Raw genomic sequence first — 24,607 nt, 5'->3', positions numbered from 1 at the left:
TTAGTTCACCCTTTCGATAATTTCGAGGCAAAATCTGCCGTTATGGTATGGACATTTCCACGCGCCGTTAATTTCTCTTGGTGTTGGTGTCCCATCCGGCGCGATAGACCAGTACCATTCTCCACCTGTGCGCTTATCAATCAGATTGTTCTTGATATAAGTCCAGAGGTTGTCCGCAAGCTCCAGGAACCTTGGATCCTGGGTCCGCTCATAGGCATTGTAGAAGCCTACGATAGCTTCTGCCTGAACCCACCATATGCGTGTCTTGTCCAGATGATCGTTCTCTTGTTCGTTCATCATGGAGCCGTCTTCCTGCATGGCATGGTCCGCGATATTGTAAGCAATATCGACCACCATTTGAATATATTCAGGCTTCTCAAGGCCGAGCGCTCTAAGTGTCTGATCGATCAGCCAGCTGGCTTCAATGTCATGGCCAAATGACTTGAGATCAATGAGGGAGTTCCACTGTTTATCGAAGAACACGCCCAGATACTTGGTCTTGGCATTATAGATCTTGGAGTAGAGGATCTCAAGCAAGTTCTCAAGCGCAGCTCTTACCCGGGCATCCGGCCAGACTTTGAAGAGATTCGTATACGCTTCCAAAACGTGAATATGCGTGTTCATCGTGATGTCGGCCATAACCCCATTTTCACTGAGCATCTCATTTGGAGTTTCTGTCCACTTCCGGTCGAATTCTTCTTTGTAGGCATTAATCTCTTTGTCAAAGCCGATATCCTCGATCAAGAGGAAGAGTTCTTTGGCAAGCTCAAGTGCTTCCGGATCTTTGGAGGCTTTGTAATATTCACTAAGAGCATAGATACCGAAAGATTGGGTATAGACGTGCTTTCTGGTGTCTGTAGGGTCTCCCTTATAATCGACCATCCAGTACAAACCGCGGAATTCTGAGTCAATAACCTTGTCCCGCAGGAATTTATAAGCATGTGTGGCATAAGGAAGGTACTTCTCGTTCCCCGTGATGACGTAAGCAGAAGAGAAAGCCCACAGAATTCTGGAAGTGGCAATTCCCCCTTTGTCTGCCTCCTTATTGCTTTGAAGTTCGTAATTCACTTCGCCATAGAATCCGCCATGGGACTCATCGATACAAGCAGACCAGAAGGGCAGGATGTGTTCGTGCAATTCTTGAGATACTTCTTGTTTGAGTTTTTGCAAAAGAAATCACACCTCCTGAAAGTAAAGTAAACGATAACTTTAATAACTTAATTCTAAATGCCTAAAATCTTTATGTCAATTCATATCGAAGCGCTGAAACGAGGTTGTTTTACGGAAATTGTGAAAAATTAACTAATTTTTAATTCCGTTGTTGACTAGTAAGCGCTGTCAATATAAAATCTTCGTAAGTTTACCGTTAACTTAATGGATCGTATTGAAAGGGGTATGTTCGTGAAGAAAGGGAAAATGTTATCCGCATCCACTGTAGCTCTTCTGGTTGTCTCTATGCTGTCAACTTCGGGCTCAGCTTATGCCGCTTCAGGAAATGGAACTGCCGTATCATCAGTATCCAGTACACACTGGGCTAATGCGAGTATCGAGAAGTGGAAATCAAACGGCTTGGTCCGTGGTTATCAAGATGGCGGGTTCCGCCCGGATCAGCCTATCACCAGAGCTGAATTTGCAACTATCCTTAACAAGGTGTTCGGCTATTATGAGAAATCAGGCGTGTCCTTCTCGGATGTATCCGCAGATGCCTGGTATTCGGATGTCCTGTCCATCGCGAAGAAAGCCGGATATTATCAAGGCTTTGAGAACAATAAAGCCCGAGCGAATACTCAGATCACACGGCAGGATGCTGTAACCTTGCTGGCTCGGGCATTTGTGCTCAAGGGTGCGAATCCGGCATCTTTTAGCGATCAACAAGATATTGCTGCCTATGCCAAAGAATCAGTTGATGCTTTAACTAAAGTTGTAAACGGTTACCCGGATGGGTCGTTCAAGCCGCATGCTCCAATCACCCGGGCCGAGCTGGTTACGCTAATAGACAAGCTTGTCGCAGGATATTATTCGGCTCCCGGAACTGTTCAAGGCGGCAGCATTCAAGGAAATGTGGTTATTAACCATGAGGGAATAACCTTAAAGGATACGACGATTAGCGGGAATTTATATTTAGCATCCGGGATTGCCGATGGTGAAGTTACACTCGATAACGTAACGGTGCAAGGAACAACATTTGTTGCCGGTGGGGGAGATCATACGGTTGTTGTACATAACTCCAAACTCGGCAATGTTGAAGTAAATCGTAAGGAAGGCAGTGTAAGAGTGCTCGCTACAGGCACAAGTACAATTGGGCAGTTAATTGCAAGTAGTAAGTCCAAGCTGGAGCTCAAAGCAGGCACTGCCATTGATCACGTTGTTGCTAATCAAGCTTTGAATCTGACCGCGGACAGCGGAACGACCATCAAGAAGCTTGAAGTCTTGAACACGGCTGCAGGCAGTACGATTGATTCCAAAGGAACGATTACGGAGTCGACACTTCAGGCCAGTAATGTAGTAGTGAACGGAAAGCCAGGCGTGATTGGAAACTTTAGCATCAATAATGGTCAGGTGGTGGCTGGCAGCGGAGGAACTTCCGGAGGTGTAAGCGGTACAGCTCCAGGGACTGGTGGCAACAATGGTGGCAATAATGGTGGCAATAATGGAGGGGGAAGTGGGCCTGTTCTGAATACCCTGGATCTGGTAGATGCCCAGGCTTCAGATACTACACGTTCTTTGTTCACTTATTTGTCGGATACCCGTGGAAAGCAGGTGCTCTTCGGACACCAGCACTCCACTGATGTAGGGCTTTCTTTCAATGAGGCCACCATCTCCGGCGAGAAGTCGGATGTCTTGAACTCGGTAGGTGACATGCCGGCTGTATATGGATGGGATACGCTTAGCCTGGAAGGGAAAGAGAAGCCGGGTGTTGAAGGCGATCTTGTTAAGAGCCGGGAGAACTTGGCTGATCTGATGAAGAAGGCTCATGCAAAGAACGGAATTATAACACTTAGTGCGCATATGCCGAATTTTGTAACGGGCGGAAGCTTCAACGATACTAAGGGCAGTGTTGTCGAGCATATCTTGCCGGGCGGAGATAAGAATGATGAGTTCAATGCTTACCTGGATCAGGTTGCTGACCTCGCCATTAATCTGAAGGATGATAATGATAAGCTGATTCCAATCCTGTTCCGTCCGTTCCATGAACAGAGTGGCGGATGGTTCTGGTGGGGAAATATGACCACAACCAAGAGTGAATATGTGGAGATCTTCAGATATACAGTTGAATATCTACGCGATATTAGAGATGTTCACAATCTGCTCTATGTATATTCACCGAACGGTACCTTTAGCGGGTCTGCATCCAAATACCTGGAGACCTATCCGGGGGATGACTATGTAGATATTCTGGGTATGGATCAGTACGATAATCAAGCGACGCCGGGCACTGAAGGCTTCCTGAAAGGGCTGGTTAGCGACCTGGCCATGATCTCGAAGCTTGCGGATTCCAAGGGCAAAATTGCTACATTCTCTGAGTTCGGTTACAGCCCGAGCGGGATGAAGACAACGGGAAATGGAGATTTGGAGTGGTTCACCAAGCTTCTGAATGCGATTAAGAATGATCCGGATGCGAAGAGGATTGCTTATATGCTGACATGGGCGAACTTTAATTTGAACGGAAATCTGTTCGTGCCTTACAAAGATGCGGGTAGTCTAGGCAGTCATGAGCTCCTTCCTGACTTTATCAAATTCTACGAGGATCCTTATACTGCATTTGCCAAAGAAATCAAGAACGTGCCTGCTAGAACGGTGAATGTGAGTACCGAGAAGCCGTTCATGCATATTGCGTCACCAGTTAACGGCTCTAGCGTAAAATCGAGTACTACGAAGATCCGGGCAAGAGTGCTGAATGAGCAGCCTTCCAAGGTCACTTACAGTGTAGGGGATTCAACTACCGAAATCCCAATGGTATGGGACAGCGTGGAAAAGTATTATACCGCTGATTGGACACCGGACGCTTCTCTCAATGGCAAGACAGCGACATTTACCGTACATGTATATGATGCACAAGGTCTTCTTCAACCTGAGCTTAGTCAGACGAATACGGTATTTGTTAAAGTCGAAGAAGCCTTGCTGAAGCAGTATACTTTTGATGCGGATATTAATGGCATTCAGAACAATGGAACCTGGTCGGGGCTGAAGGGTGATGCTGCTTCGATTGGGCTGACCACAGCTCAGGCTGAGTATAATGGTAATGGAGCGCTCAAACTAGGCGTTACTGATCTGGAACAAGCCGACACATGGCAGGAACTGAAGCTGGAGCTTACTAATCTGGGCAGCAGTATTCCAACGCTTGTAAGACGAGTGAAGTTCAATGCCTATATCCCAGTCAGCCTTGGAGAAGGCAATGCGGAAGCGAGTATGCGGGCTGTTGTCCAACTGCCGCCTAATTACTCAGATAAAGGTAAGTTCGGCATGGATTCAACCGCGAAGAAGTTATCTGAATTGGCTAAGACTCAGGATGGACAATATTATGTGTACCCGGTATCGATTGATATTACTGATCCAGAAATATCAGAAAAAGCCGAAAAACTAGCGTTCTCCTTAGTCGGAAGCGGACTTAACGGTTCTGGCTCTATCTATGTGGATGATCTTGGGCTGTACAGTGTATATCAGGAACCAACCTCTGATCCAGCAGTTGTGGATGACTTTGAAGGGTATGGAGGAGTATCTGCCTCTGCAGCTGCGAAGTACATCTCTCAAGGTGATGGTGCAAAGGTAGCTCTTGTAACCAACAACAAGCAAAATGGCAACTACGGGGTCGCCTATGAGTACACCCTTGGATCACAGACGTATGCCGGGGTGTCCAAAACGCTGAATGAAGTGGATTGGTCAGGATTCAATCAGCTGCAGGCTTGGATAAAGCCGGATGGCAAAGGACAGAAGCTGGTTATCCAGATCAGTGTAGATGGGGGGACTTATGAGTTTTACCCAGATACTGCAACCGATACAGGTCATCTGGAGAAGATGAATTTTGCTGATTTTGTGCCTGTACATGGTACAGTGGGTACTTTAACTAAGGCTAAATTGAAAAAGGTAAGCAAGTTCTCCATTTACACGAATTCGGTTAGCGGATATAAAGGTACGAGCACCATGTATTTCGATGACATCAAGGCTGTATATGATGGGAACGCTCCAGCGCTTTCTAATGGAGGCAGCGGGTCAGACAGCTCGGCCCATGCACCAGGAATATTGTATGATTTCGAGACAGATACCCAAGGGTGGGTTATTGATCAGAATAATGCCAGCGCAGGAGCACCAACTGTTACTTCCGATGTGTATACACATGGAGACAAGGCTCTGCAATCCACGTTCAAGCTTAGTGGAACCTCATTTGAGATCAAAAATGACACTGCTCTTGACTTGACAGGTCTTAAAGCTATTACCCTCAAGGTGAAGCTGTCTGCCGGCACGGCCAAGGCACGTCTGTATATTAAGACAGGCAGCGCCTGGGCTTGGTTCGACAGTGGGATGGTAGATGTGGATGATTCCGGATTTGCCACAATAACGCTGTCGCTTGATAAGGTGACGGATCTGAATCAGATCAAATCCATGGGTCTCAAGTTTGAGAACTTTACCGGAACGGGAGATTCGGTCGTCTATGTAGACGAAGTTAACCTTGTTGGTGCTGCGGCTAGCCCAACAGAACCTGCAAATTAATCGTGTAGACCTCGAGTAGCGGTGAGATAGGAATTTGACCATCAGGAGCTGTCTTCGAAGTAGTTACTCTACTTGCGGGAGACAGCTCCTTCTTCAGTATGTCCATCCCAAGAGCGGAAGTAGGTGCTCTGATGAGCCTTTGGAGGCTCACGACAAAATATGATGCCTATTGTCCACTATTCAGCATCAAGCGGACATCCAGCACAAACAAATGGCCTCGGTCCATTAAATACAGGACCAAGGCCGGTTGTTTATGTTGATTCTACTTTTACTAACAAGGCTTCTCTATACAACTATAGATTGAGCTTTCTCACCATGATTCTCGCCCAATGAGCTGACCGATTCACGGTACACGATCTTGCCTTGAACAAGCACACGACCGAACCGCTTGTTCGGATTGTTCACCTTTTGCATAATCGAATTCACTGAGGTAGTCGCCATCTGTTCAATATCGACTTCAACCGTAGTTAAAGGCGGAACCGTTAATGTGGCAAAAATATCATTATCGAACCCTACCACAGAACAGTCAGATGGAATGTTGTAACCCATTGACTTCAGCTTCTCGGTTAACAAATAGGCGACCTGGTCGCAGTTGCAGACGAAGGCTGAAGGGAACGGATCGGGGAGTTCAAAGTCAATATATCTTCCGCGTTCATCCCGGTCATTAATAATGTATTTGTTATTTAATGGAATATTATGCTCAAGCAGGGATTTGTAGTAGCCCAGAAAGCGGTCTTGGATACTGCTGGTGGAATGCAGATTCCCGACATAAGCGATATTATTGTGTCCATTATGGATCAAGTAATTGGTTATTTCGTAGGAACCATAGAAGTTATCCGTAATAACAGAGTCAATATCCGAGTGCTCGTCATAGAAATCAGTGAAGATTTTGGGCAGGTCCATGCTTTCAATAACTTCAATGTACTCTTTGCTAATCTGGCCAAGGACGATGATGCCGTCAACCTTCTTCTCGGAATATATTCTTGGGGGAATAAGCTGCTCCTCATCCTCGTTCGTTAATATGTTCAGAATGCCATAGTAACCGTAACTGTCAAGCAGACTGGAAATCTGCTGGTACACTCTCAGGTAAAAGGATTGAGCCAGCCCTACAAATCGTGAAGGAATGATGACACCAATATTGTAAGAGAGACCCTCCTTCATCGACCTAGCCGCTGTATTGTACCGATAGTTCATCTCGGCTGCAACCTGCTTGATCTTAGCCTTTAGTTCCTCGCTAACCCCATCTTTATCCCCTAAGGCTTTGGAGACCGTAACACTGCTTACACCGAGCTTGGAGGCTATATCCCGCATGGTAACATTGTTCTTCATTCAATCACCACCTAATCACTCCTGTATTCAAATTCAAGAACCGTGTAAGTAACCATTCTTTAGTATACTAGCTTACTTGTTAAATATAAAGGATAATCCATCCTTGTTTATCTAATAATGCTTCATATAAAGTTAATAATTTAATTTGTTGTGTGCTAATTTGCTTAATAATGTTTACCGTTAACTTATTACTTAATTTTAAAGAACCTTAATTCCCTTGTCAATGAAAGGAGAGATCATAAATATAGGTATATTTTTACATGAGAGTATACCAGAGAACAATTTCACGGCATAAATGTGGATGAGCATTGACCCTTTATTTACAAGGGTTTTTTCATTTTTTTAAAGGACCTAACAAAAAACCTAAAAAAATGGATTGACGAGAAAGCGGTATCATTGTAAGATCAAGTCGTAACTTAAACGATAACTTTATCAAGGTTAAGGAAAGGGGTTTCATAAAGTGAAAAGACGTAAAATGTTATTGGGACTTATGTCGGCTCTCCTGGTTTTCGCAATGGTAGGTTGTTCGTCCGCCAAGACTGAGGAACCTAGCAACTCAAACGCCGGTACAACCGGAACTACTGCAACAGGCAAAGACATTAAAGGGGACATTACAGTAATCACGCAAAAAACAGATATCGTGGATACTGTATTCAAGGATTACGCTACGAAATTCAAACAAGAGTACCCGAATATCAATGTTAAATTCCAGGCACTCTCTGACTACGAAGGTCAAATCAAAGTTCGTATGAACTCTTCCGATTACGGTGATGTGCTTCTGCTGCCAACCAGTGTTCCACTAGCTGACCTGCCACAATTCTTCGAACCGCTTGGTAACTTCGAGGATCTGAGTAAGCAGTATACCGGTCTTGAAGAAAGAACAGTGGACGGGAAAGTATACGGGATTCCAACAGCGATCAACTATTCCGGTCTTGTCTACAACAAGAAAGTATTCGCTGATGCAGGAGTGACAGAAGTTCCGAAAACTCCTGATCAATTCCTGGCAGCTCTACAGAAGATCAAAGACAAAGGCGCTGCAGTTCCACTTTACACTAACTATGCGGCTGGCTGGACTTTGACTCAATGGGAAGCAGCTCTGACAACGGTTGCTGGTAATGTTGACTATGTTAACGTGACTCAGCCGAACACCGACGACAACTTTGTTAAAGGTCAACCACACTATGAGCTATACAAAGTAATGTTCGATGCGGCTCAAAAAGGCTTGATCGAGAAAGACCCGACAACAACAGATTGGGAATCCTCCAAGGCTGATTTGGCTAACGGCAAAATCGGTACCATGGTTCTTGGATCTTGGGCTGTAGGACAAGTAAAAGCACTCAGCAAGACTCCTGATGATATCGGATTTATGCCTTTCCCAACCAATGCGGAGAAAGTTATCGTTCCACTTTCGGATGACTATACCGTTGGTGTCAGCTCTAAGAGCAGCAACAAGGAAGCGGCTAAAGCATGGGTTGACTGGTTCATTAACAAGTCCGGATATCCAACAACTGAAGGTGCGGGTGGCGGTATGAGCCCTGCTGTTGGCGCCGAGCTTCCTGAGGTTCTTAAGCAATTCGAAGGTACAGGCGTTGAATTCAAGTTCCAGACTCCTGCTAAAGCAGGTCAAGAAGGTCTTGTAGACAAAATCGACAAGGACTCCGAAATTGGTCTCTGGCAGCCTGACTTCAAGAAACGTATCATCGAAGCGGCTATTGGTAACAAGAAGGAATCCTTCGATGACATTATGAAAGATCTGAATGATAGATGGAAAGCATCACGTGCATCTGTTGCTAGTGAATAAGAGGAATTAAGAGAAATAGCTTCTCATGAGGAGATGAGGAAAACGAGCTGCGTGTTCGTTTTCCTTCTCTACCTTATAGGGACGCAGGGACTATTGGAGGTGTGAGTGGTGTTTAAGAATATGAGCTATAAAAATCAGAGAAAAATAATTATTATAGCCTTCTCCCTGATACCGGTTGTTCTACTATTTACGTTTGCTTACTTGCCGGTTATCAACATGTTCAAATACAGCTTTACGAACTGGAATGGATATAGCGACCACTATAAGTGGGTCGGCTTCAAGAACTACAAAACGATCTTCACAGATCCGAAGTATTTCACTGTATTTAAAGTCAGCTTGTACTACTTTGTAGCAACTTTTGTACAAATGGGCCTGGCATTATATTTCGCGACCATACTAAGCTTCAAGGTGCGCGGCAAGAATTTTTTCAAAGGCGTTCTATTCTTCCCTTCACTGCTTAATGGGGTTGCCATTGGATTTATCTTTCTCTTCTTCTTCAAACCGGATGGAACACTGGATACGATTCTGAATTTCCTTGGTCTAAGTAGTCTCTCACAAGGATGGCTGCTGAATCCGAATATTATCAACATCTCACTTGCTGGAGCTTCGGTCTGGAGATACATGGGCTTCAACTTCATTATCTTCCTTGGGGCAATCTCTTCAGTAGGTAAAGATGTCTATGAAGCGTCCGATATCGACGGAGCAAATAAATGGCATCAATTCCGCCACATTATTATTCCAAGCATCAAGCGTATCGTTCAGCTTAACCTAATTCTCGGCATTAGTGGTGCGATCAGCGCCTTCGATATTCCATACATTATGACAGGCGGATCCAACGGAAGTAACACGTTCGTAATCCAGACTGTCGACGTAGCATTTAAATACAGCAAGCTTGGACTTGCATCCGCAATGGCGGTAGTACTGCTCTTCATCGTGGTTATTGTAACGGTGCTTCAGAACATGCTATCCAAGAAGGAGGCTTAAATATGTACAAACTCAAATACACGACTGCAAGCATATTTAAGTACCTCTCCTTGATTATAGCTGCTATCGTCGTCCTTATTCCTATCGTGGTCGTTTTGTTCGCTTCTCTCAAATCAGGGCAAGAGTATGCGAGTTCAAGCCCGCTGCAGCCCCCAACGGATTGGCTGAATTTTGCTAACTATAAGAAAGCCTTCGTTGATGGCAAAATGCTGCTAGGCTTCGCGAATACCGTCATCATCGTTATTGTATCCATTGTAGGCGCAACCCTGATCGGTTCCATGATCGCGTTCATCTTAAGTCGCTTCAAATTCCGCGGAAGCAAGCTGCTCATGGGCGCTTTCCTGCTTGCAACCCTGATTCCAAGCGTAACTACACAAGTAGCTACTTTTAAGATTATCGACTTCCTGCACCTGGTTGATACGCGTTTTGCACCAATTCTGCTTTATCTAGGTACGGATATCATCGCAGTATACATCTTCTTGCAATTCTTGGATTCTATCTCCGAGTCACTGGATGAATCAGCTATGCTGGATGGTGCATCGTATTTCACGATCTTCTTCAGAATCATCCTGCCACTTCTGGCGCCAGCGATTGTTACTGTCATTATTGTTAAAGGTGTTAACATCTACAATGACTTTTATACGCCGTTCCTGTATATGCCTAGTCAGGAGTTGCAGGTTATCTCCACAGCGCTGTTTAAGTTCAAAGGACCTTACGGATCGCAGTGGGAAGTCATCTGTGCGGCCATCATTATTTCGATTATTCCAATAACAATTGCGTTCATTTCTCTACAAAAATATATTTACAACGGTTTTTCACAAGGTTCTGTTAAGTAATCGGCGCACTTATCTAACTTATAGACATATCAAAGGAGAGACAAAAAATGGGAGAATATCAAATCATTGGTGAGAAGCTTAATAAAATGCCTTGGCAGGATAAACCGGAAGGTAACGTGGGTCCTGTATGGCGCCATTCCGATAACCCGGTTGTGAAGAGAAACCCGGCTAAAGGAATTGCCCGTATCTTCAATAGTGCGGTAGTAGCTTATGGAGACGGCTTTATTGGGGTATTTAGAGCAGAGACGATTAATGGACGCCCGCATCTTCATATGGGAACAAGTGAAGACGGACTTAACTGGACCATTGACGAGAAACGCATTGAATTCGTGAACGAGCAGGGAGAACCGTACCAGCCGCGCTATGCTTATGATCCGCGCCTTGTTAAGGTAGAGGATTCCTACTACATTATCTGGTGTACTGATTTCTATGGTGCGGCTATTGGTGTAGCGAAGACCGATGACTTCAAGACTTTTGTACGTCTGGAGAACCCGTTCCTTCCATTTAACCGTAACGGCGTTCTATTCCCGCGTAAAATCAACGGTAACTTCGTTATGCTGTCCCGTCCAAGTGACAGCGGACATACTCCATTCGGTGATGTGTTCCTCAGCGAAAGCCCTGACTTTGTATACTGGGGCAAGCACCGTCATGTCATGTCCAAAGGTGGAGATGGCTGGTGGCAATCCGTGAAGATCGGCGGCGGTCCAGCACCTATCGAGACTTCCGAAGGCTGGTTGATGTTCTACCACGGCGTAACCGGAACTTGTAACGGACTTGTGTACAGCATGGGCGCTGTAATCCTTGATAAGGATGAGCCATCCAAAGTGAAGTACCGTTCCAGTACTTACGTGCTTACTCCGGAAGAATGGTATGAAGAGAGAGGCTTCGTAGATAACGTAGTCTTCCCTTGCGCGACTCTTCATGATGCCGCTACTGGCAGAATCGCAATCTACTATGGAGCAGCGGACACTTATGTTGGCGTTGCTTATACCACTGTGGATGAGATTATCAACTATGTAAAAGAAACGAACGAAATGGTTGGCGACGATCACGAAATCGGAATCATGTAATGAAGGAGTGCTGTCCCGAAATGGATTACATCAAAGGGTTTACTTACGGCTGGATGGCACGTAAAGGCGATTTTCTGAAGCCTGAGGCGAAGGAGTCTCTTAGACTTCTTCAAGAAAGAACGGGCACAACCCATGTTATTTTTGCACTCGCTGCGCTTCAGGATACAGCGCACTCCACGAGCATTGATTATAAAGGGCAGCATATTGTAGACGACGAAGAATTGGTGGATATGATTCACTATGCGAGATCCTTGGGATTCAAGACTATTCTTAAGCCAACCGTGAATGTTAAAGACGGTACATGGAGAGCGCATATCAATTTCTTCGATCTGGATGTTCCTTGTGAGCCGAAATGGCGTGATTGGTTCGCGGGCTACATAGAATACCAGGAGCATTATGCTGCTATTGCGGAAGCAACCGGCTGTGAAATGTACATCGCCGGCTGTGAAATGGTCCAGACGGAGCGGCGTGCGGATGAATGGCGTCAGTGCATTGCGAAGATTCGCGAGCATTATCACGGACCTGTCACTTATAATACAGATAAGTATCAGGAAGGTAATGTGAGCTGGTGGGATGCTGTGGATATCATATCTTCCAGCGGTTATTATCCACTGGGAGATTGGGATAGTCAGCTTGACCGGATCGAGAAGATTATTGCGCCATTCAACAAACCCTTCTTTTTTGCGGAAGCCGGATGCCCAAGCCGTACGGGGTCTGCCCAGGTTCCCAACGACTGGAATCTTCAAGGAGATGTGAACCTTAAGGAGCAGGCCGACTACTATACGGATATGTTCAGTACAACGAGCCATAGACCGTGGGTGCGAGGGTTCGGGCTTTGGGATTGGAGTCACCTTCTGCACGAAGAGCAGGACGCCGTGAACAACGATGATTATGGCGTCTATGGCAAGTCTGCCGAGAAGATCATCAAAGAATTCTATACGAAGTAATGCCAGATCAGCTGGGGTTATTCTTAACGAGGTACCATCAAGACAGCCCGTCCTAGGACGGGCTGTTAAGCATAGAGGGAGGCAGCGAGATGGCGTTTGAAATGTCTATTGAAGATTTGCAGACTTATATGGGTAGAAGTCCAAGACCGGTTGACTTTGATCAATATTGGGAGCGGGGTCTTAAGGAGCTGGAAGATCAGGGTACAGCGTACGAGCTTGTACCTGCTGAGTTCCAGACAGAACTTGCGGAATGTTTTCATCTGTATTTCACTGGTGTAGGCGGGGCGAGAGTTCACTGCAAGATGGCCAGACCAAGACAGAAGACGGACCGGAAGGGGCCAGCATTTGCTATATTTCACGGGTATTCCAGTGACAGTGGAGACTGGCTGGAGAAGGCATCTTATGCTGCTCATGGATTTACTGTGCTGGCGCTTGACTGCCGGGGGCAGGGCGGCCTATCCGAGGATAATCTGAACGTGAAAGGGACCACGATCCGGGGTCATATTATTCGTGGACTGGATGATCCCAATCCGGATAAGCTCTACTACCGGAATGTGTTCCTGGATACTGTGCAGACGGTCCGCATTCTGATGAGCATGGATCAGGTGGATCCTGATCGGGTTGGCGTGTACGGACAATCTCAAGGCGGAGCCCTGGCCGTCGCTTGCGCCGCGCTTGAGCCGCGGGTGAAAATGCTTGTTCCGGTTCATCCTTTCTTATCCGATTACAAGAGAGCCTGGGAGACGAATATTACAAGCAGCGCTTATGAAGAGCTGGTCTACTATTTCCGCATGTTCGATCCGAACCATAAGCGGGAGGACGAAGTGTTCAACAAGCTGGGCTATATCGACATTCAGAATCTGGCTGAGAGGATTAAAGCTAAAGTGCTGTGGATTACCGGGCTTAGCGATCCGATCTGTCCGCCTTCAACCCAATTCGCGGCATATAACAAGATTCAGGCAGAGAAGGATGTACTGCTGTATCATGAGTATGGACATGAGTATTTTCCTTATCTATCCGACCGGTTATTCCAGGTAATGTCTGAACTATAGCAGAGAGGGGATTCTTGCATGACACAGATTTGGAATCACCGCAGAGGGCTTGAGCGGACCTTGCAGCGAATCAGTGAAGGAACGCTCACGCTTGGATTTATCGGCGGGTCGATTACAGATGCGCGGCCCCGGCACAATTGGCCGGAGCCCGTTATTGCCTGGTTCGCGGAAGTATTTCCGCAGGTTACATTGAAGGTAGAGAACGCGGCTATTGGGGCTACGGGCAGTGATCTGGCTGTATTCCGCGCCCAGCGGGACTTGATTGACCGGGAAGCAGACCTCGTATTCGTGGAATATGCGGTGAACGATTATGATGAACCGCAGGAGAAGCGGGGGCGGACGCGTGAGGGATTGATCAGGCAGCTGCTGGCCGGCGAAGGGCGGGATATCGTACTCACCTATACCTACATACAGGATATGTATGAAGCCATGATGAATGGGGAGGTTCCTGACTCCATCGCCCAGCTTGAGGAGCTCGGTGAGCATTACGGACTGGGCTCCGTCTGGATGGGGAGATATGCGCTGGATGAAGTACAGAAGGGCCGGATGAGATGGCAGGAATGGCTCCCGGATGGTCTGCACCCTACTGAACGCGGCAGCTTAAGCTATGCCCACAGTGTGATTAAGTTCCTCGAGAGGGAGCTGACAGGCAATAAGAGCGAAGGAAGAGCTGGATTCGGGACGGAACTTGCATCAGAGACGAGAACGGTAGCTGGTGCAGGAGTTGGCATAGAACGCGAGTCACAACCAGACTCAGATCACGAACAAGTCTATGAATTAGACCACGGATCAGACTACAAAGACTATGAATCTCGTGGATGGAGCCTCCCCGATCCGCTGTATCCGAACAATTGGGAGCGGGTCGAGCATGTTCCGTTCGAGAAGATGAAGCAGCAGGGACCTTGGGTCATCCGCAGATGGGTGAATTTGGAGTGGATTGACCGGGTGCTGGAGACGGCGGCGGTTGGTGCCAAGCTGTCATTCACTTTTGAAGGGCGCGGCTTGGCACTTGGCTTTGACTTTGGTACAGCCTCCTCGGAGTTCAGATATCGCCTGGACGGAGGGGAGTGGGGGATTTCTTCCCGTGACCGTCCATCTTGGGTTGGCCAGGAAGGATGGTTCCGGCTAATGGTGATCGCCGATGATCTCGCGGAAGGTGCTCACGAGATAGAGATTGAAGTCATTCACGGCGGGACGGAATCCTGTACGGGGACCGATTTCCGCCTGGCCTTTGCAGGGGTCGTTAAATAGAAGTGTGACTTTACAATTTTAATCTGTTCTTCAGTTTCATATAAGGTTCATTTAAGTTAAGGGAGGTATAGTTAGGGCATCCCTCTTCTTCGCCTTATATATAGGACAGGCTGTCTCCCAACAGCCCTATCCAAAGTAACAAATTCGTATGTCATCCGCATGGGATGATATACAGCAAGAACACCCTGCCGAATTCGGCAGGGTGTTCTTCGGTGTTCGGGGTGTTATTTTGCTCAGGAAATTTTATTTATGCTGCTGGAGATAAAGGTTGCGCAGTTCTTACCTGCCCCTTTGGAGAGATAGAGGGCCTCATCGGCCTGATTAAGAACCTCCACGGGATCAGGGCTGTCCAGCGGGTACAGGGCAGCTCCTATGCTGCAGCCAATATTTACCGACTGACCCTCAATGACAAAGGGCTCATTAATCGATTTGATGATCCGGTCAGTGACGGCTTTGGCTTCCACCATCGGTTTCTGTAGAGAAGTGCATAAGACAATGACAAATTCATCCCCGCCCATCCGGCAGACCAGCTCATCTTCCCGGACAATGTCCTTCAGCCGCTGGGCAACCTTCTGAAGCAGAACATCGCCGGCTTGGTGTCCCAGTGTATCATTAATGGCTTTGAAGCCATCCAGATCCAGATACAGGATGGTTAATGTGGAAGATCTGCCGGTAATTTCACGAAGCGCCTTGGACAGGTAATCGCTGAGCGCTGTCCGGTTCGGCAGTCCTGTCAGCTTATCATGCATGGCAAGAACAGACATTTCCCCAAGCTTGTTCTCAGTCTTGGTAAGATCGGCTACCAGATTCCTTAAGGAAGAAGATAATACTTCAAGATCATGGATCCGCCTGTAGTGGGGAATTTCGGCGGCTTCACCTTTGCGCAGCCGATCCGCGGCCTTGGCAATTACGTTCAGGGGTCTTGCAATCCATCCGGCAATGAACCATCCAAGGATGGCGAATACAGCAGCGGCTATTATTCCGGTAACTATAATAGTGGTGCGTAGGTGATCCGCCGAGGCAAAAGCAACGTCTATCGGCTGGCGAATCAGGATGGTCCAGCCAAGTCCCGGGTAGGATAAGTAGCCTTTGCCATAGGCATACCCGGTCAAGTAGGACTTGCCATCCGCATACCGCTCGGTCTTCCAATGATTCTGTCCAGACTGTGCTGTGGTAACGGAATCGGATTTGATGGGTTGTCCAAGCATGTCTTTTGGACCCAGGATAACTGTATTATCCTTCTTGCTGACTACGATAATGCTAAGTCCCTCCAGACGGTTCTTCAGGGGAGAGAGAATAGATTTCTCGACTTCTCTTGACCACTCCCAGCTCAGGTGGGCGGCCAATACCCCGACAAGCTTTCCGTCTGCGCCATATACCGGGGTACTGATATCGACGAATTGCAAGGGCTCATTGCTAGGATTAGGAATCAGCTTGGCAAGCAGCTTGGCATCATGCACATCGCCGATAAATGTCCGTTGGAGCGCATTCTTGTATACGGGACGTTCTGAGACATCCGCTCCGGTAAGGATTCCATCCGTAGATGCGAGAACCTTACCCTGCGGATCCGTGAACCCCGCCCAGGTGAAGACAGGGAAGCTCTTCTTCAATTCATCAAGCAGCCGGCGCATATCACTTGGACTCTTGGCCTCCCGGAAAGTATCAAGCTTGCTCAGCATCTGCACCTCACCAGCCCGTGACCACATGAAATAATCCAGCTTCTCAGCCATCTGGTAAGATACTTCAGCCAGCGAAGAACCGATGGTGCCCTCAATCTCCCTGGAGGACTCCCTGCCAATAACCACGCTTAACACGGTTGTTAATACTACAATCAAACTTGAGAGGACAATTGTAAAAATAGTACGCAAACGAAAAGACACACTCATTCTCCTAACCCTTTTTTCTATTTGTCGAATATTAATTATTTTGTCGAAATTTATGTACATCATATATATCGGCTGCGCAAGGTCTAAATTTAAGACGCAGCGTCTATGGGAGAACGCTTAAACTATGAACATGAAATAACCCCCGCGGATGGTCCGTGGGGGCTGCTGGCATATTTATTTTACAATCGGCAGAGTGATTCGAAAAGAAGTGCCAAGGCCCGGCTCACTCCTCGCAGTAATTGTGCCTTTATGGGCATCCATAATGGACTTGGTAATGGCGAGCCCAAGGCCGGCTCCGCCGGATTTGCGGGTTCTGGAGGATTCACTCCGGTAGAACCGGTCAAAGATATGAGGGAGATGCTCTGGATGAATGCCGCTGCCATTATCCTGGACGGTTAGCTCCGCCTGATTCTCCGAGACAATCAAGGTGACGGTAATCACTCCCTCAGTCTCGTGTGTGTGCTGTACCGCATTATGAAATAAGTTAAGTACAACTTGTTTGATTTTGTCAGGGTCAGCCTTCGTCTGGACGTGGGCGGTGAGATCAAAACGCACATTTCGCTGGCCCGCAAGCATCAGCAGCTGAGGCTCCATCTCGCGCAGAAGGGCATCAAGACATAGCTCCGTTAACTGGAGCTGCGGGGCCTGATCCAGCTTCGTAAGCAGGAGGAGATCCTCGACCAGCTTGTTAATGCGCCTGGATTCTCCGTGCATGCTGGTCAGGGCTGCTTGAAGCTTCTGCGGATTGGCCGCGGCTCCGCGAAGCAGGACTTCGAGAAAGCCGTGAATAGAGGTAAGCGGGGTCCGAAGCTCGTGGGAAGCGTCCGCAATAAATTGTCTCATCCGCTCCTTGGACTCCCGCTCAGCTTCGAAGGATAGCTCAAGTCTTTCCAGCATGCCGTTAAAAGAAGCAGACAAGCGGTCAATCTCCACTTGTCCTTGAGCTGCAGGGAAGCGCTCTGCCAGATTTCCAGCATCCGTCTGCCCGACAACCTCTACCATCCGGGACAGCGGGACAAGCGTCCGGCGAAGCACAGGAATATAGAGGAGCAGTCCTCCGGCCAGGGCAAGAGCCGACAGCACCAGGAAGATGAACAGCTGCTGAAGCAGCTGCTCCTGCAGCGGAGCTGTACTTGTACCCATTTGGATAAGTCCTCTGGATTCGCTTGGAGGACCGGCAGGGCCTGCCACAATCAGCTGTTCCTTCCCGGATGGATCCCGAGCGATTACGTAATCTCTATGTGACCGGTTATCCTGATGAACGTTCATAAGCGCTGTGTATTCTGCTGTGGATAGCCGGGGTGGCTTCATCCCGAATTCTCCTGACACATCAGTGAAGCTTCCGTCCTTGCTGATCAAGGCCAGAGAAGTCTCGCGGAACACAAACGGTCGTCCCTCTTTGTCCATAGTAGAGTTAGAGCTCGATTCCGGGAGGTTCGTCGTCTCCTTGCGGTTCTGGTCCTGGCGGTCCTGGTCAGATTCAGCAGACAGCTCGCCCTGTGTTCGAAGCAGCCCTTTGGGAATGGACATGATCTGAGCCCGCAGGCCTTCAGCACGGCTTTTATACAAGAAGTCTTTCATCAGCCAGTACTGGAGACCCCCGATAAGAATCAGCAGAGCCGCCAGAATGAACAGGGAACGTACAAGCAGCTGGGAGCGCAGGGAGCCAGGTGCTAATGGATGACTGAGAAACTCTCGGGCTCTCTTCATCATGGCAGATCAACCCGGTAACCGACGCCGCGGAGCGTCCGGATCAGCTTATGCTCCTTATCGCCAAGCTTCTCGCGAAGTGAACGGATATAGACCTCAACGATATTCTCTTCTCCGCCGAAATCATACCCCCACACGCGGTCCAGAATCAGCGGCTTGCTGAGCACAATTCCGTAGTTCATGATCATGAATTTGAGCAGCTCATATTCGGTTGGGGAGAGCTCTAGAACTTTATCATTGTAAATGATCTCTTTGCGGCGGTCATCAATGCGGAACGGCCCCTGTGTGACTTCCCCCAGCAGATCGGGGAACTGGTTGCGCAGCCGTGCCTGAATTCGCGCCAGCAGTTCCTCAAAGCTGAAGGGCTTCACCATATAATCATCCGCCCCGAGGGTCAGTCCCTTGACCCGGTCCTCCACTTCATCCTTGGCGGTTAGCATAATAATCCCCACATTGGCACCCGTGCTTTTCATTTCCTTAACTACCTCAAAGCCGTTCATTTCAGGCATCATGACATCAAGAATAACCACATGCGGCTTAAAGTCCATGGCAAGCTCTACGGCCGCCGCACCATCGGGTGCTGTCTGCACCTCAAATCCCTCTTCGCTCAGACCCATTTCGAGAAATTGCAGAATGTGCGGCTCATCGTCAACAAGCAGTATTTTGATCCCCTTAGCAGGTTTCATATATGTTCTTCCTCTCTCAGAAGCAGTTTTGGCAGGTTCATTTCTACTCTATTATCGGTTAATTGGCTGAATTTTGTCTGAAAGACAGGCCTTCTCAAGGCTTGTAACCAAACATTCAGCTAACATTCAGCTAACGCTCAATCTCACTTCAGTTAAGGATGGCACAATGGGTGCAGGTTAATCAAGGGAGTGGATATGGAATATGAGATTATTAAAGAAAATGTGCACGGACAAGCTTCTGATTGTTATTGTGGCACTCGCAGCTTTTCTCAATTTGTACGGCATTTGGAATGATCAGTACGCTAACACGTACTACACCACAGCTGTCGCAAGCATGCTGCAGAATCTCCACAACTTCTTCTATGGATCACTTGACTCAGCAGGCTCCGTAACCGTGGACAAGCCTCCGGTCACCTTCTGGATTCAGACGATCAGCGCTTATATCTTCGGTCTGCACGGCTGGAGTGTGATTCTGCCTCAGGCGCTTGCCGGAATTGGCTCCGTCCTGCTGATATACTTCCTGGTCAAGCCCACTTTTGGACTGGCTTCAGCAAGAATCGCAGCGTTCGTTATGGCTTGTATGCCTGTTGCCGTAGCGGTAAGCAGAACCAACAACATTGACAGTATGCTGGTATTCACGCTGCTGCTTGCAGCATGGCTATTGTTCCGGGGGATCCGGGAGAACAGGATCTGGAGTCTGCTCGGCGCTTTTGCCATGGTGGGTGTTGGCTTCAATATGAAGATGCTTCAGGCTTATATGGTTCTGCCCGCATTCTACTTATTCTATGTTCTTGCAGCGAAAGTCAATTGGAAGAGAAAAGTAAGTGTACTCGCCGGCTGTACCGCGGTTCTAATGGCGGTATCCCTGTCCTGGGCGGTTACCGTGGACTCTATTTCCAAAGACAAGCGCCCTTATATCGGAAGCAGCGAGACCAACTCGGTTCTTGAACTGGCTTTTGGCTATAACGGAGTGTCCCGTCTGACCGGGGATCAAGGCGGAGGCGGAGGGACGCCTCCAGGAGATCGTGTTAACGGGGAGCCGGGTCAAGCAAATATGGGAGGTGACGGTGGATCTGCGGGGTCGGCTCAGACGGGAACAGACCAGTCAAGCACCGATCAGTCAAGCTCCGGTCAATCCGGAACAAATCCGTTGATGCCGCCTGCGGGAGAGGACGGCCGGGATGACGGCGGTGGAGGAATGGGAAGCAGGTTCGGAACAGGAACCCCGGGTCCGCTGCGTCTATTCCAGACTGAACTCTCAGGACAAGCCAGTTGGCTTCTTCCGTTCGTATTATTCGGCTTCATAGCCCTGTTCGCGGGAATCCGCCGTAACAACATTACAGAGAAGCATAAGGAAGGCTTGTTCTGGCTGGCATGGCTTGGACCGGTTATGGTCTTCTTCAGCATTGCGGGTTTCTTCCACCATTATTATCTGATCATGCTCGCAGCACCGATTGCGGCACTGACTGGGGCGGGGTGGACCGCCATGTGGACTTCCTACCGTGAACGTACCGGGTGGCAGTCCTGGCTGCTGCCAGCAGCTGTATTAGTTACAGCAGCATTTCAATATTACATTGTTCAAGCTTATAACAACACGATCGGCTCCGGATGGTCTATCGCTATAGCCGCGGCAGGTATTGCGGCTGCAGGACTGCTTGTCTATATCCGCCGCCAGGAGAGAACCTGGAAGCATGCCGCGGCGGCAGCCGGATTCCTGGTGCTGATGATTGGTCCCCTATTCTGGGCGCTGACCCCAATCACTTACGGCCTTAACAGCATGATTCCACAAGCAGGGCCTGGAACTTCAAGCGGTATGGGCGGGGGGATGGGCTTCCCTGGGGGCATGAATGGTCAGCCTGGAGAGCTCCCTCCTGGAATGAACTTCGGCGGCAGCTCGGCCGGTACCGGCACAGATGGGAATTCAGCGAATAACACCACATCTTCAGGTACTATGGCGGGCTCTGCAGCTATGGACGATAGCAGACCCGATACAGAGGGGCGTGGCGGTGGAATGGGCGGCAGCCAGAAGGTGAATACGAAGCTGCTTGCTTATTTAAGAGAAAATAACTCAGGCCAAGAGTACTTATTCGCTACGACGAATTATGGCACGGCGGCTCCCTATATGATTGACGAAGATGAATCTGTCATCATTATGGGCGGATTCTCAGGTTCAGACCCTGTCTATACGGCGGCGAAGCTTGAGGCTCTGGTTAAGGACAGCAAGGTGAAGTACTTCCTTGTTGGCGGTGGAATGGGCGGCCGTGGTGGCAGCTCGGAGCTGACAGCCTGGATCAAAGAGCATGGCACCGAGATTCCTGCCAGCGAATGGAGCGACTCTTCGGAATCAGCCGAACAGACGGATTCAGGCTTCAGGCAGGGCGGCCCTGATGGGAATATGACCTTGTACGAGGTCACAGTGAAATAAACTCATATTTCAGGATTTAGAAGGAGGTAGACCTTATGAGCAAAGAAGCGAAGTATTCAATTATTATTCCGATGTATAACGAGGAAGCTGTTATTCAGGAGACTTATAGACGTCTTAAAAAAGTAATGGGAACCCTGCAGGATCCCTATGAGTTAATCTTCGTTAATGATGGCAGCAGGGATCAGAGTGCCGGGATTATTAAGGATTACAGCTGCTGGGACGACACCGTCAAGCTGATTGATTTCTCGCGGAATTTCGGACATCAGGTTGCCATTACAGCAGGTATGGACTATGCGTCTGGAGAAGCGGTGATTGTTATTGATGCCGATCTTCAGGATCCTCCCGAGCTGATTCTCACGATGATTGATAAATGGAAGGAAGGCTACGAGGTTGTCTATGCGAAGCGGGTTAAAAGAAACGGGGAGACGCTCTTCAAAAAGTGGTTTGCCAGCATGTTCTACCGGATTCTCAGGGCTTCCACCGATATTCATATTCCGGTAGATACAGGGGATTTCCGCCTGATGGACCGCAAGGTCGTGGCGCAGATGAAACAACTGCCGGAGAAGAACCGGTTCGTCCGCGGTCTGGTCAGCTGGGTAGGCTTCCGCCAGACCGCGGTGGAGTATGAACGGGAGGAACGTTTTGCCGGGGAGACCAAGTATCCCCTCAGACGGATGGTCAAGCTGTCTTTGGACGGAATCATGTCCTTCTCCTACAAACCGCTGAAGCTGGCAGGCTACGCGGGAATGACGCTGTCCATTCTCGGATTCGTCTACCTCCTGTATGTTCTGTATCTCGCCTTATTTACGGGAGCAACAAGCAAAGGCTGGCCTTCCCTCATTGGGATCATGCTGGTGTTCGATGGATTTGTGCTGATTATGCTCGGGGTGCTCGGAGAATATATCGGCCGGATCTATGATGAGACCAAGGGGCGGCCGCTCTATATTGTGAATGAACTGCACGGGATCCACCAGCAGGAGGGCAAGCTCGCTCAAGAGCGCTTAACCAAGGTATGAACAGCAGAATTATTAGGCTGATGCGCTTCGGGCTGGTGGGACTCCTTAATACCGGAATTGATCTGGCTGTGTTCACACTCCTCATCTGGGTGAGCACCCCTGTTATTCCCGCCCAAGTCTTGTCCTACAGCTGCGGCGTACTGAACAGCTATATTCTGAACAGCAGATGGACTTTTCGTGAGGAACGTAATCAGAACAGGAAGGATGAGCTTCTCCGGTTTGTGCTGGTCAATCTTGCGGCATTAACGATATCCACGTTCGTACTAAATACGCTGTCCGCCAGCACGGGAATGAATCTTGCCCTCTGTAAGCTGGCTGCCACGGCAGTAAGCATCCTCGTTAATTATGCGGGAAGCCGTTATCTTGTGTTCGGGCAACAACAGACTAGAGATCAACATGGACAGGAGTGAACCCATATGAAAGTCAGAAAAGCCGTAATTCCCGCCGCCGGACTCGGCACCCGCTTCCTGCCGGCAACCAAAGCACAGCCCAAGGAAATGCTCCCGATCGTCGACAAGCCGGCGATTCAATATATTGTGGAAGAAGCAGTGCAGTCCGGAATTGAGAGCATCATTATCGTAACCGGACGCAACAAGAAATCAATCGAGGACCACTTCGATAAGTCCGTTGAACTGGAACGCATCCTGAAGGAGAAGGGCAAGCAGGATCTGCTGCTTGAGGTTCAGGCCATCAGTGAGCTCGCAGGAATTCATTATATCCGGCAAAAGGAACCGCTGGGCCTGGGCCATGCCATCCTCTGCGCCAGGCAATTCATCGGAGATGAGCCGTTCGCCGTTCTGCTTGGAGACGATATTATGGTCTCCGAGCCTCCGGCTCTTAGACAGCTGATCTCCGTGTTCGAAGAGACTGCGAAGCCTGTAATCGGCGTCAAGCCGGTCCCGATATCCGATGTAAGCAAATACGGCATCATCGATCCTTCCACCGCAGAAGGTGGACTTTATCAGGTGAGAGGACTGGTGGAGAAGCCTTCTCCCGAACAGGCGCCCTCTCAAATGGCTGTGATGGGCCGGTACATCCTTCAGCCTTCCATCTTCTCCGTGCTGGAGCAGATCGACCGGGGAGCCGGCGGGGAATACCAGCTTACAGATGCGCTGCATAAAATTTGCGGTACAGAAGGGCTGCTTGCTCTTGAACTCGCCGGGAAGAGATATGATATCGGTGACAAATTCGGCTATATTCAGGCTACCCTGGAGATCGGGCTTAACCAGGAAGAACTGTATCCGCTGCTTATGCCCTATTTGAAGCAGCTTGTTCATCAGTAAGGCTGCTAGAGCTCTTTCGACAAGCCGGGAAATGGATTCGGCATAACTTATGTCCATTTTGACCAAGCATTCTATATGGAACCTTAACGATCAGTGCCCTCTTGCAGCTGCAGCACAAGGGGACACTGATTATTTTATCTGCACCATTTCATAACATACTCCTTCTCGCCTGTGGAGCTGTCTACTTCTTCATGGTCAATAACAAAGCCGTGCTTAAGGTAAAAGCTCAGTGCTGGACCATTCTTCTGATAGACTTTCAGTGTCAAGCTGTCCCTGAGCTGCTTGGCCTTGGTAAGCAGTTCTGACCCCCACCCCTCGTTCTGAACACGAGGATCGATAAATATAGCTGCGAGGTAATTATCGACGAGAGAGAGAAACCCTCCAATTCTCGGAGGCTCCCCGATTTCAATAATATAGTTCTCGGACATAGGGAGCCATTTGTTCTCCATATCTGGCAGTCCAGCTTCCCAATGTTCCCGCTCCACAAAAGAATGTGCTGCCAAAGTGGCATTTAACCAAATAAGTGTTAATGCTTCAAACTCTGTTTTCTTCGCTAGACGAATCTTAGGCATATTGGTTCTGTTACCCTCCATGTCTGCTGGTTATTTTAGCTTGATACAAG

At 48.5% G+C, this 24,607-nt stretch carries 18 protein-coding genes; 12 read left to right on the top strand and 6 right to left on the bottom strand.

The window, feature by feature from the left end; all coding sequences use genetic code 11:
• Positions 1 to 1,170, bottom strand: a complete 1,170-nt coding sequence (locus tag LDO05_RS13605) for an AGE family epimerase/isomerase (protein ID WP_251375927.1) — start codon at positions 1,168 to 1,170, stop codon at positions 1 to 3.
• Between the two features lie 231 nt (positions 1,171 to 1,401).
• Between LDO05_RS13605 and LDO05_RS13600 the strand changes: the two genes are divergently transcribed.
• Positions 1,402 to 5,709, top strand: coding sequence for a glycosyl hydrolase (locus LDO05_RS13600; RefSeq protein ID WP_251375926.1), 4,308 nt, complete (start codon positions 1,402 to 1,404; stop codon positions 5,707 to 5,709).
• A gap of 285 nt (positions 5,710 to 5,994) precedes the next feature.
• Here LDO05_RS13600 and LDO05_RS13595 read toward each other — a convergent pair whose 3' ends face one another.
• Positions 5,995 to 7,038: a substrate-binding domain-containing protein gene (locus tag LDO05_RS13595; RefSeq protein WP_251375925.1), complete on the bottom strand. Its 1,044-nt coding sequence runs from the start codon at positions 7,036 to 7,038 to the stop codon at positions 5,995 to 5,997.
• Between the two features lie 460 nt (positions 7,039 to 7,498).
• Here LDO05_RS13595 and LDO05_RS13590 point away from each other — a divergent pair, with 460 nt between their 5' ends.
• The 7 genes from LDO05_RS13590 to LDO05_RS13560 all read left to right on the top strand — a co-directional run bounded on the left by LDO05_RS13590 (position 7,499) and on the right by LDO05_RS13560 (position 14,979).
• The gene (locus LDO05_RS13590) at positions 7,499 to 8,839 is read left to right on the top strand and encodes an ABC transporter substrate-binding protein (protein ID WP_251375923.1); all 1,341 of its coding nucleotides are present in this window, start codon (positions 7,499 to 7,501) and stop codon (positions 8,837 to 8,839) included.
• Positions 8,840 to 8,959: 120 nt separating this feature from the next.
• Positions 8,960 to 9,823, top strand: a complete 864-nt coding sequence (locus tag LDO05_RS13585) for a carbohydrate ABC transporter permease (RefSeq protein ID WP_481856994.1) — start codon at positions 8,960 to 8,962, stop codon at positions 9,821 to 9,823.
• Between the two features lie 2 nt (positions 9,824 to 9,825).
• Positions 9,826 to 10,659 carry a carbohydrate ABC transporter permease gene (locus LDO05_RS13580; protein ID WP_251375920.1) on the top strand — a complete coding sequence of 278 codons (834 nt, stop codon included), beginning with the start codon at positions 9,826 to 9,828 and terminating at the stop codon, positions 10,657 to 10,659.
• Positions 10,660 to 10,706: 47 nt separating this feature from the next.
• The gene (locus tag LDO05_RS13575) at positions 10,707 to 11,729 is read left to right on the top strand and encodes a glycoside hydrolase family 130 protein (RefSeq protein ID WP_251375919.1); all 1,023 of its coding nucleotides are present in this window, start codon (positions 10,707 to 10,709) and stop codon (positions 11,727 to 11,729) included.
• A gap of 20 nt (positions 11,730 to 11,749) precedes the next feature.
• Complete coding sequence (locus LDO05_RS13570) at positions 11,750 to 12,676, top strand: glycoside hydrolase family 113 (protein WP_251375916.1); 927 nt, start codon at positions 11,750 to 11,752, stop codon at positions 12,674 to 12,676.
• A gap of 89 nt (positions 12,677 to 12,765) precedes the next feature.
• Positions 12,766 to 13,728, top strand: coding sequence for an acetylxylan esterase (locus LDO05_RS13565; protein ID WP_251375914.1), 963 nt, complete (start codon positions 12,766 to 12,768; stop codon positions 13,726 to 13,728).
• Positions 13,729 to 13,746: 18 nt separating this feature from the next.
• Positions 13,747 to 14,979 carry an SGNH/GDSL hydrolase family protein gene (locus tag LDO05_RS13560; RefSeq protein WP_251375913.1) on the top strand — a complete coding sequence of 411 codons (1,233 nt, stop codon included), beginning with the start codon at positions 13,747 to 13,749 and terminating at the stop codon, positions 14,977 to 14,979.
• Positions 14,980 to 15,212: 233 nt separating this feature from the next.
• Here LDO05_RS13560 and LDO05_RS13555 read toward each other — a convergent pair whose 3' ends face one another.
• The 3 genes from LDO05_RS13555 to LDO05_RS13545 all read right to left on the bottom strand — a co-directional run bounded on the left by LDO05_RS13555 (position 15,213) and on the right by LDO05_RS13545 (position 19,261).
• Complete coding sequence (locus LDO05_RS13555; protein ID WP_251375912.1) at positions 15,213 to 16,859, bottom strand: sensor domain-containing diguanylate cyclase; 1,647 nt, start codon at positions 16,857 to 16,859, stop codon at positions 15,213 to 15,215.
• Positions 16,860 to 17,039: 180 nt separating this feature from the next.
• Positions 17,040 to 18,575: a sensor histidine kinase gene (locus LDO05_RS13550; protein WP_251378728.1), complete on the bottom strand. Its 1,536-nt coding sequence runs from the start codon at positions 18,573 to 18,575 to the stop codon at positions 17,040 to 17,042.
• Entirely contained in the window at positions 18,575 to 19,261 is a 687-nt protein-coding gene (locus tag LDO05_RS13545) for a response regulator transcription factor (RefSeq protein ID WP_251375911.1), read from the bottom strand. The genes LDO05_RS13550 and LDO05_RS13545 overlap by 1 nt, the downstream gene beginning before the upstream one ends.
• Positions 19,262 to 19,463: 202 nt before the next feature.
• Between LDO05_RS13545 and LDO05_RS13540 the strand changes: the two genes are divergently transcribed.
• Genes LDO05_RS13540 through galU form a run of 4 tightly spaced genes read left to right on the top strand, consistent with a single transcriptional unit; the run spans position 19,464 to position 23,985 of the window.
• Complete coding sequence (locus LDO05_RS13540) at positions 19,464 to 21,686, top strand: glycosyltransferase family 39 protein (RefSeq protein ID WP_251375910.1); 2,223 nt, start codon at positions 19,464 to 19,466, stop codon at positions 21,684 to 21,686.
• A gap of 35 nt (positions 21,687 to 21,721) precedes the next feature.
• Entirely contained in the window at positions 21,722 to 22,702 is a 981-nt protein-coding gene (locus tag LDO05_RS13535) for a glycosyltransferase family 2 protein (RefSeq protein ID WP_251375908.1), read from the top strand.
• Positions 22,699 to 23,112: a GtrA family protein gene (locus tag LDO05_RS13530; RefSeq protein WP_251375907.1), complete on the top strand. Its 414-nt coding sequence runs from the start codon at positions 22,699 to 22,701 to the stop codon at positions 23,110 to 23,112. The genes LDO05_RS13535 and LDO05_RS13530 overlap by 4 nt, the downstream gene beginning before the upstream one ends.
• Positions 23,113 to 23,118: 6 nt before the next feature.
• A complete protein-coding gene (galU, locus tag LDO05_RS13525; RefSeq protein ID WP_251375906.1) occupies positions 23,119 to 23,985 on the top strand; it encodes a UTP--glucose-1-phosphate uridylyltransferase GalU in 867 nt (288 codons plus the stop codon).
• Positions 23,986 to 24,119: 134 nt separating this feature from the next.
• On the opposite strand, the gene LDO05_RS13520 is transcribed toward galU, so the two are convergent.
• Positions 24,120 to 24,578 (bottom strand): GNAT family N-acetyltransferase, encoded by a 459-nt coding sequence (locus LDO05_RS13520; RefSeq protein ID WP_251375905.1) that lies wholly within the window; start codon positions 24,576 to 24,578, stop codon positions 24,120 to 24,122.
• Positions 24,579 to 24,607: the final 29 nt, after the last annotated feature.

Origin of the sequence: Paenibacillus sp. YPG26 (genome assembly GCF_023704175.1) — a bacterium.
Classification (GTDB): Bacteria; Bacillota; Bacilli; order Paenibacillales; family Paenibacillaceae; genus Fontibacillus.
Note: the sequence above shows the minus strand (reverse complement) of the source record. Positions and strands in the feature narration are given on the sequence as shown.

Excerpts from the sequence above, each read along its gene's own strand:
- LDO05_RS13570 (WP_251375916.1), top strand. The coding sequence starts at position 11,750 with ATGGATTACATCAAAGGGTTTACTTACGGCTGGATGGCACGTAAAGGC.
- LDO05_RS13550 (WP_251378728.1), bottom strand. The coding sequence starts at position 18,575 with ATGAAGAGAGCCCGAGAGTTTCTCAGTCATCCATTAGCACCTGGCTCC.
- galU (WP_251375906.1), top strand. The coding sequence starts at position 23,119 with ATGAAAGTCAGAAAAGCCGTAATTCCCGCCGCCGGACTCGGCACCCGC.
- LDO05_RS13580 (WP_251375920.1), top strand. The coding sequence starts at position 9,826 with ATGTACAAACTCAAATACACGACTGCAAGCATATTTAAGTACCTCTCC.
- LDO05_RS13585 (WP_481856994.1), top strand. The coding sequence starts at position 8,960 with ATGAGCTATAAAAATCAGAGAAAAATAATTATTATAGCCTTCTCCCTG.
- LDO05_RS13565 (WP_251375914.1), top strand. The coding sequence starts at position 12,766 with ATGGCGTTTGAAATGTCTATTGAAGATTTGCAGACTTATATGGGTAGA.
- LDO05_RS13575 (WP_251375919.1), top strand. The coding sequence starts at position 10,707 with ATGGGAGAATATCAAATCATTGGTGAGAAGCTTAATAAAATGCCTTGG.
- LDO05_RS13520 (WP_251375905.1), bottom strand. The coding sequence starts at position 24,578 with ATGGAGGGTAACAGAACCAATATGCCTAAGATTCGTCTAGCGAAGAAA.
- LDO05_RS13535 (WP_251375908.1), top strand. The coding sequence starts at position 21,722 with ATGAGCAAAGAAGCGAAGTATTCAATTATTATTCCGATGTATAACGAG.
- LDO05_RS13530 (WP_251375907.1), top strand. The coding sequence starts at position 22,699 with ATGAACAGCAGAATTATTAGGCTGATGCGCTTCGGGCTGGTGGGACTC.
- LDO05_RS13540 (WP_251375910.1), top strand. The coding sequence starts at position 19,464 with ATGAGATTATTAAAGAAAATGTGCACGGACAAGCTTCTGATTGTTATT.
- LDO05_RS13595 (WP_251375925.1), bottom strand. The coding sequence starts at position 7,038 with ATGAAGAACAATGTTACCATGCGGGATATAGCCTCCAAGCTCGGTGTA.
- LDO05_RS13545 (WP_251375911.1), bottom strand. The coding sequence starts at position 19,261 with ATGAAACCTGCTAAGGGGATCAAAATACTGCTTGTTGACGATGAGCCG.
- LDO05_RS13560 (WP_251375913.1), top strand. The coding sequence starts at position 13,747 with ATGACACAGATTTGGAATCACCGCAGAGGGCTTGAGCGGACCTTGCAG.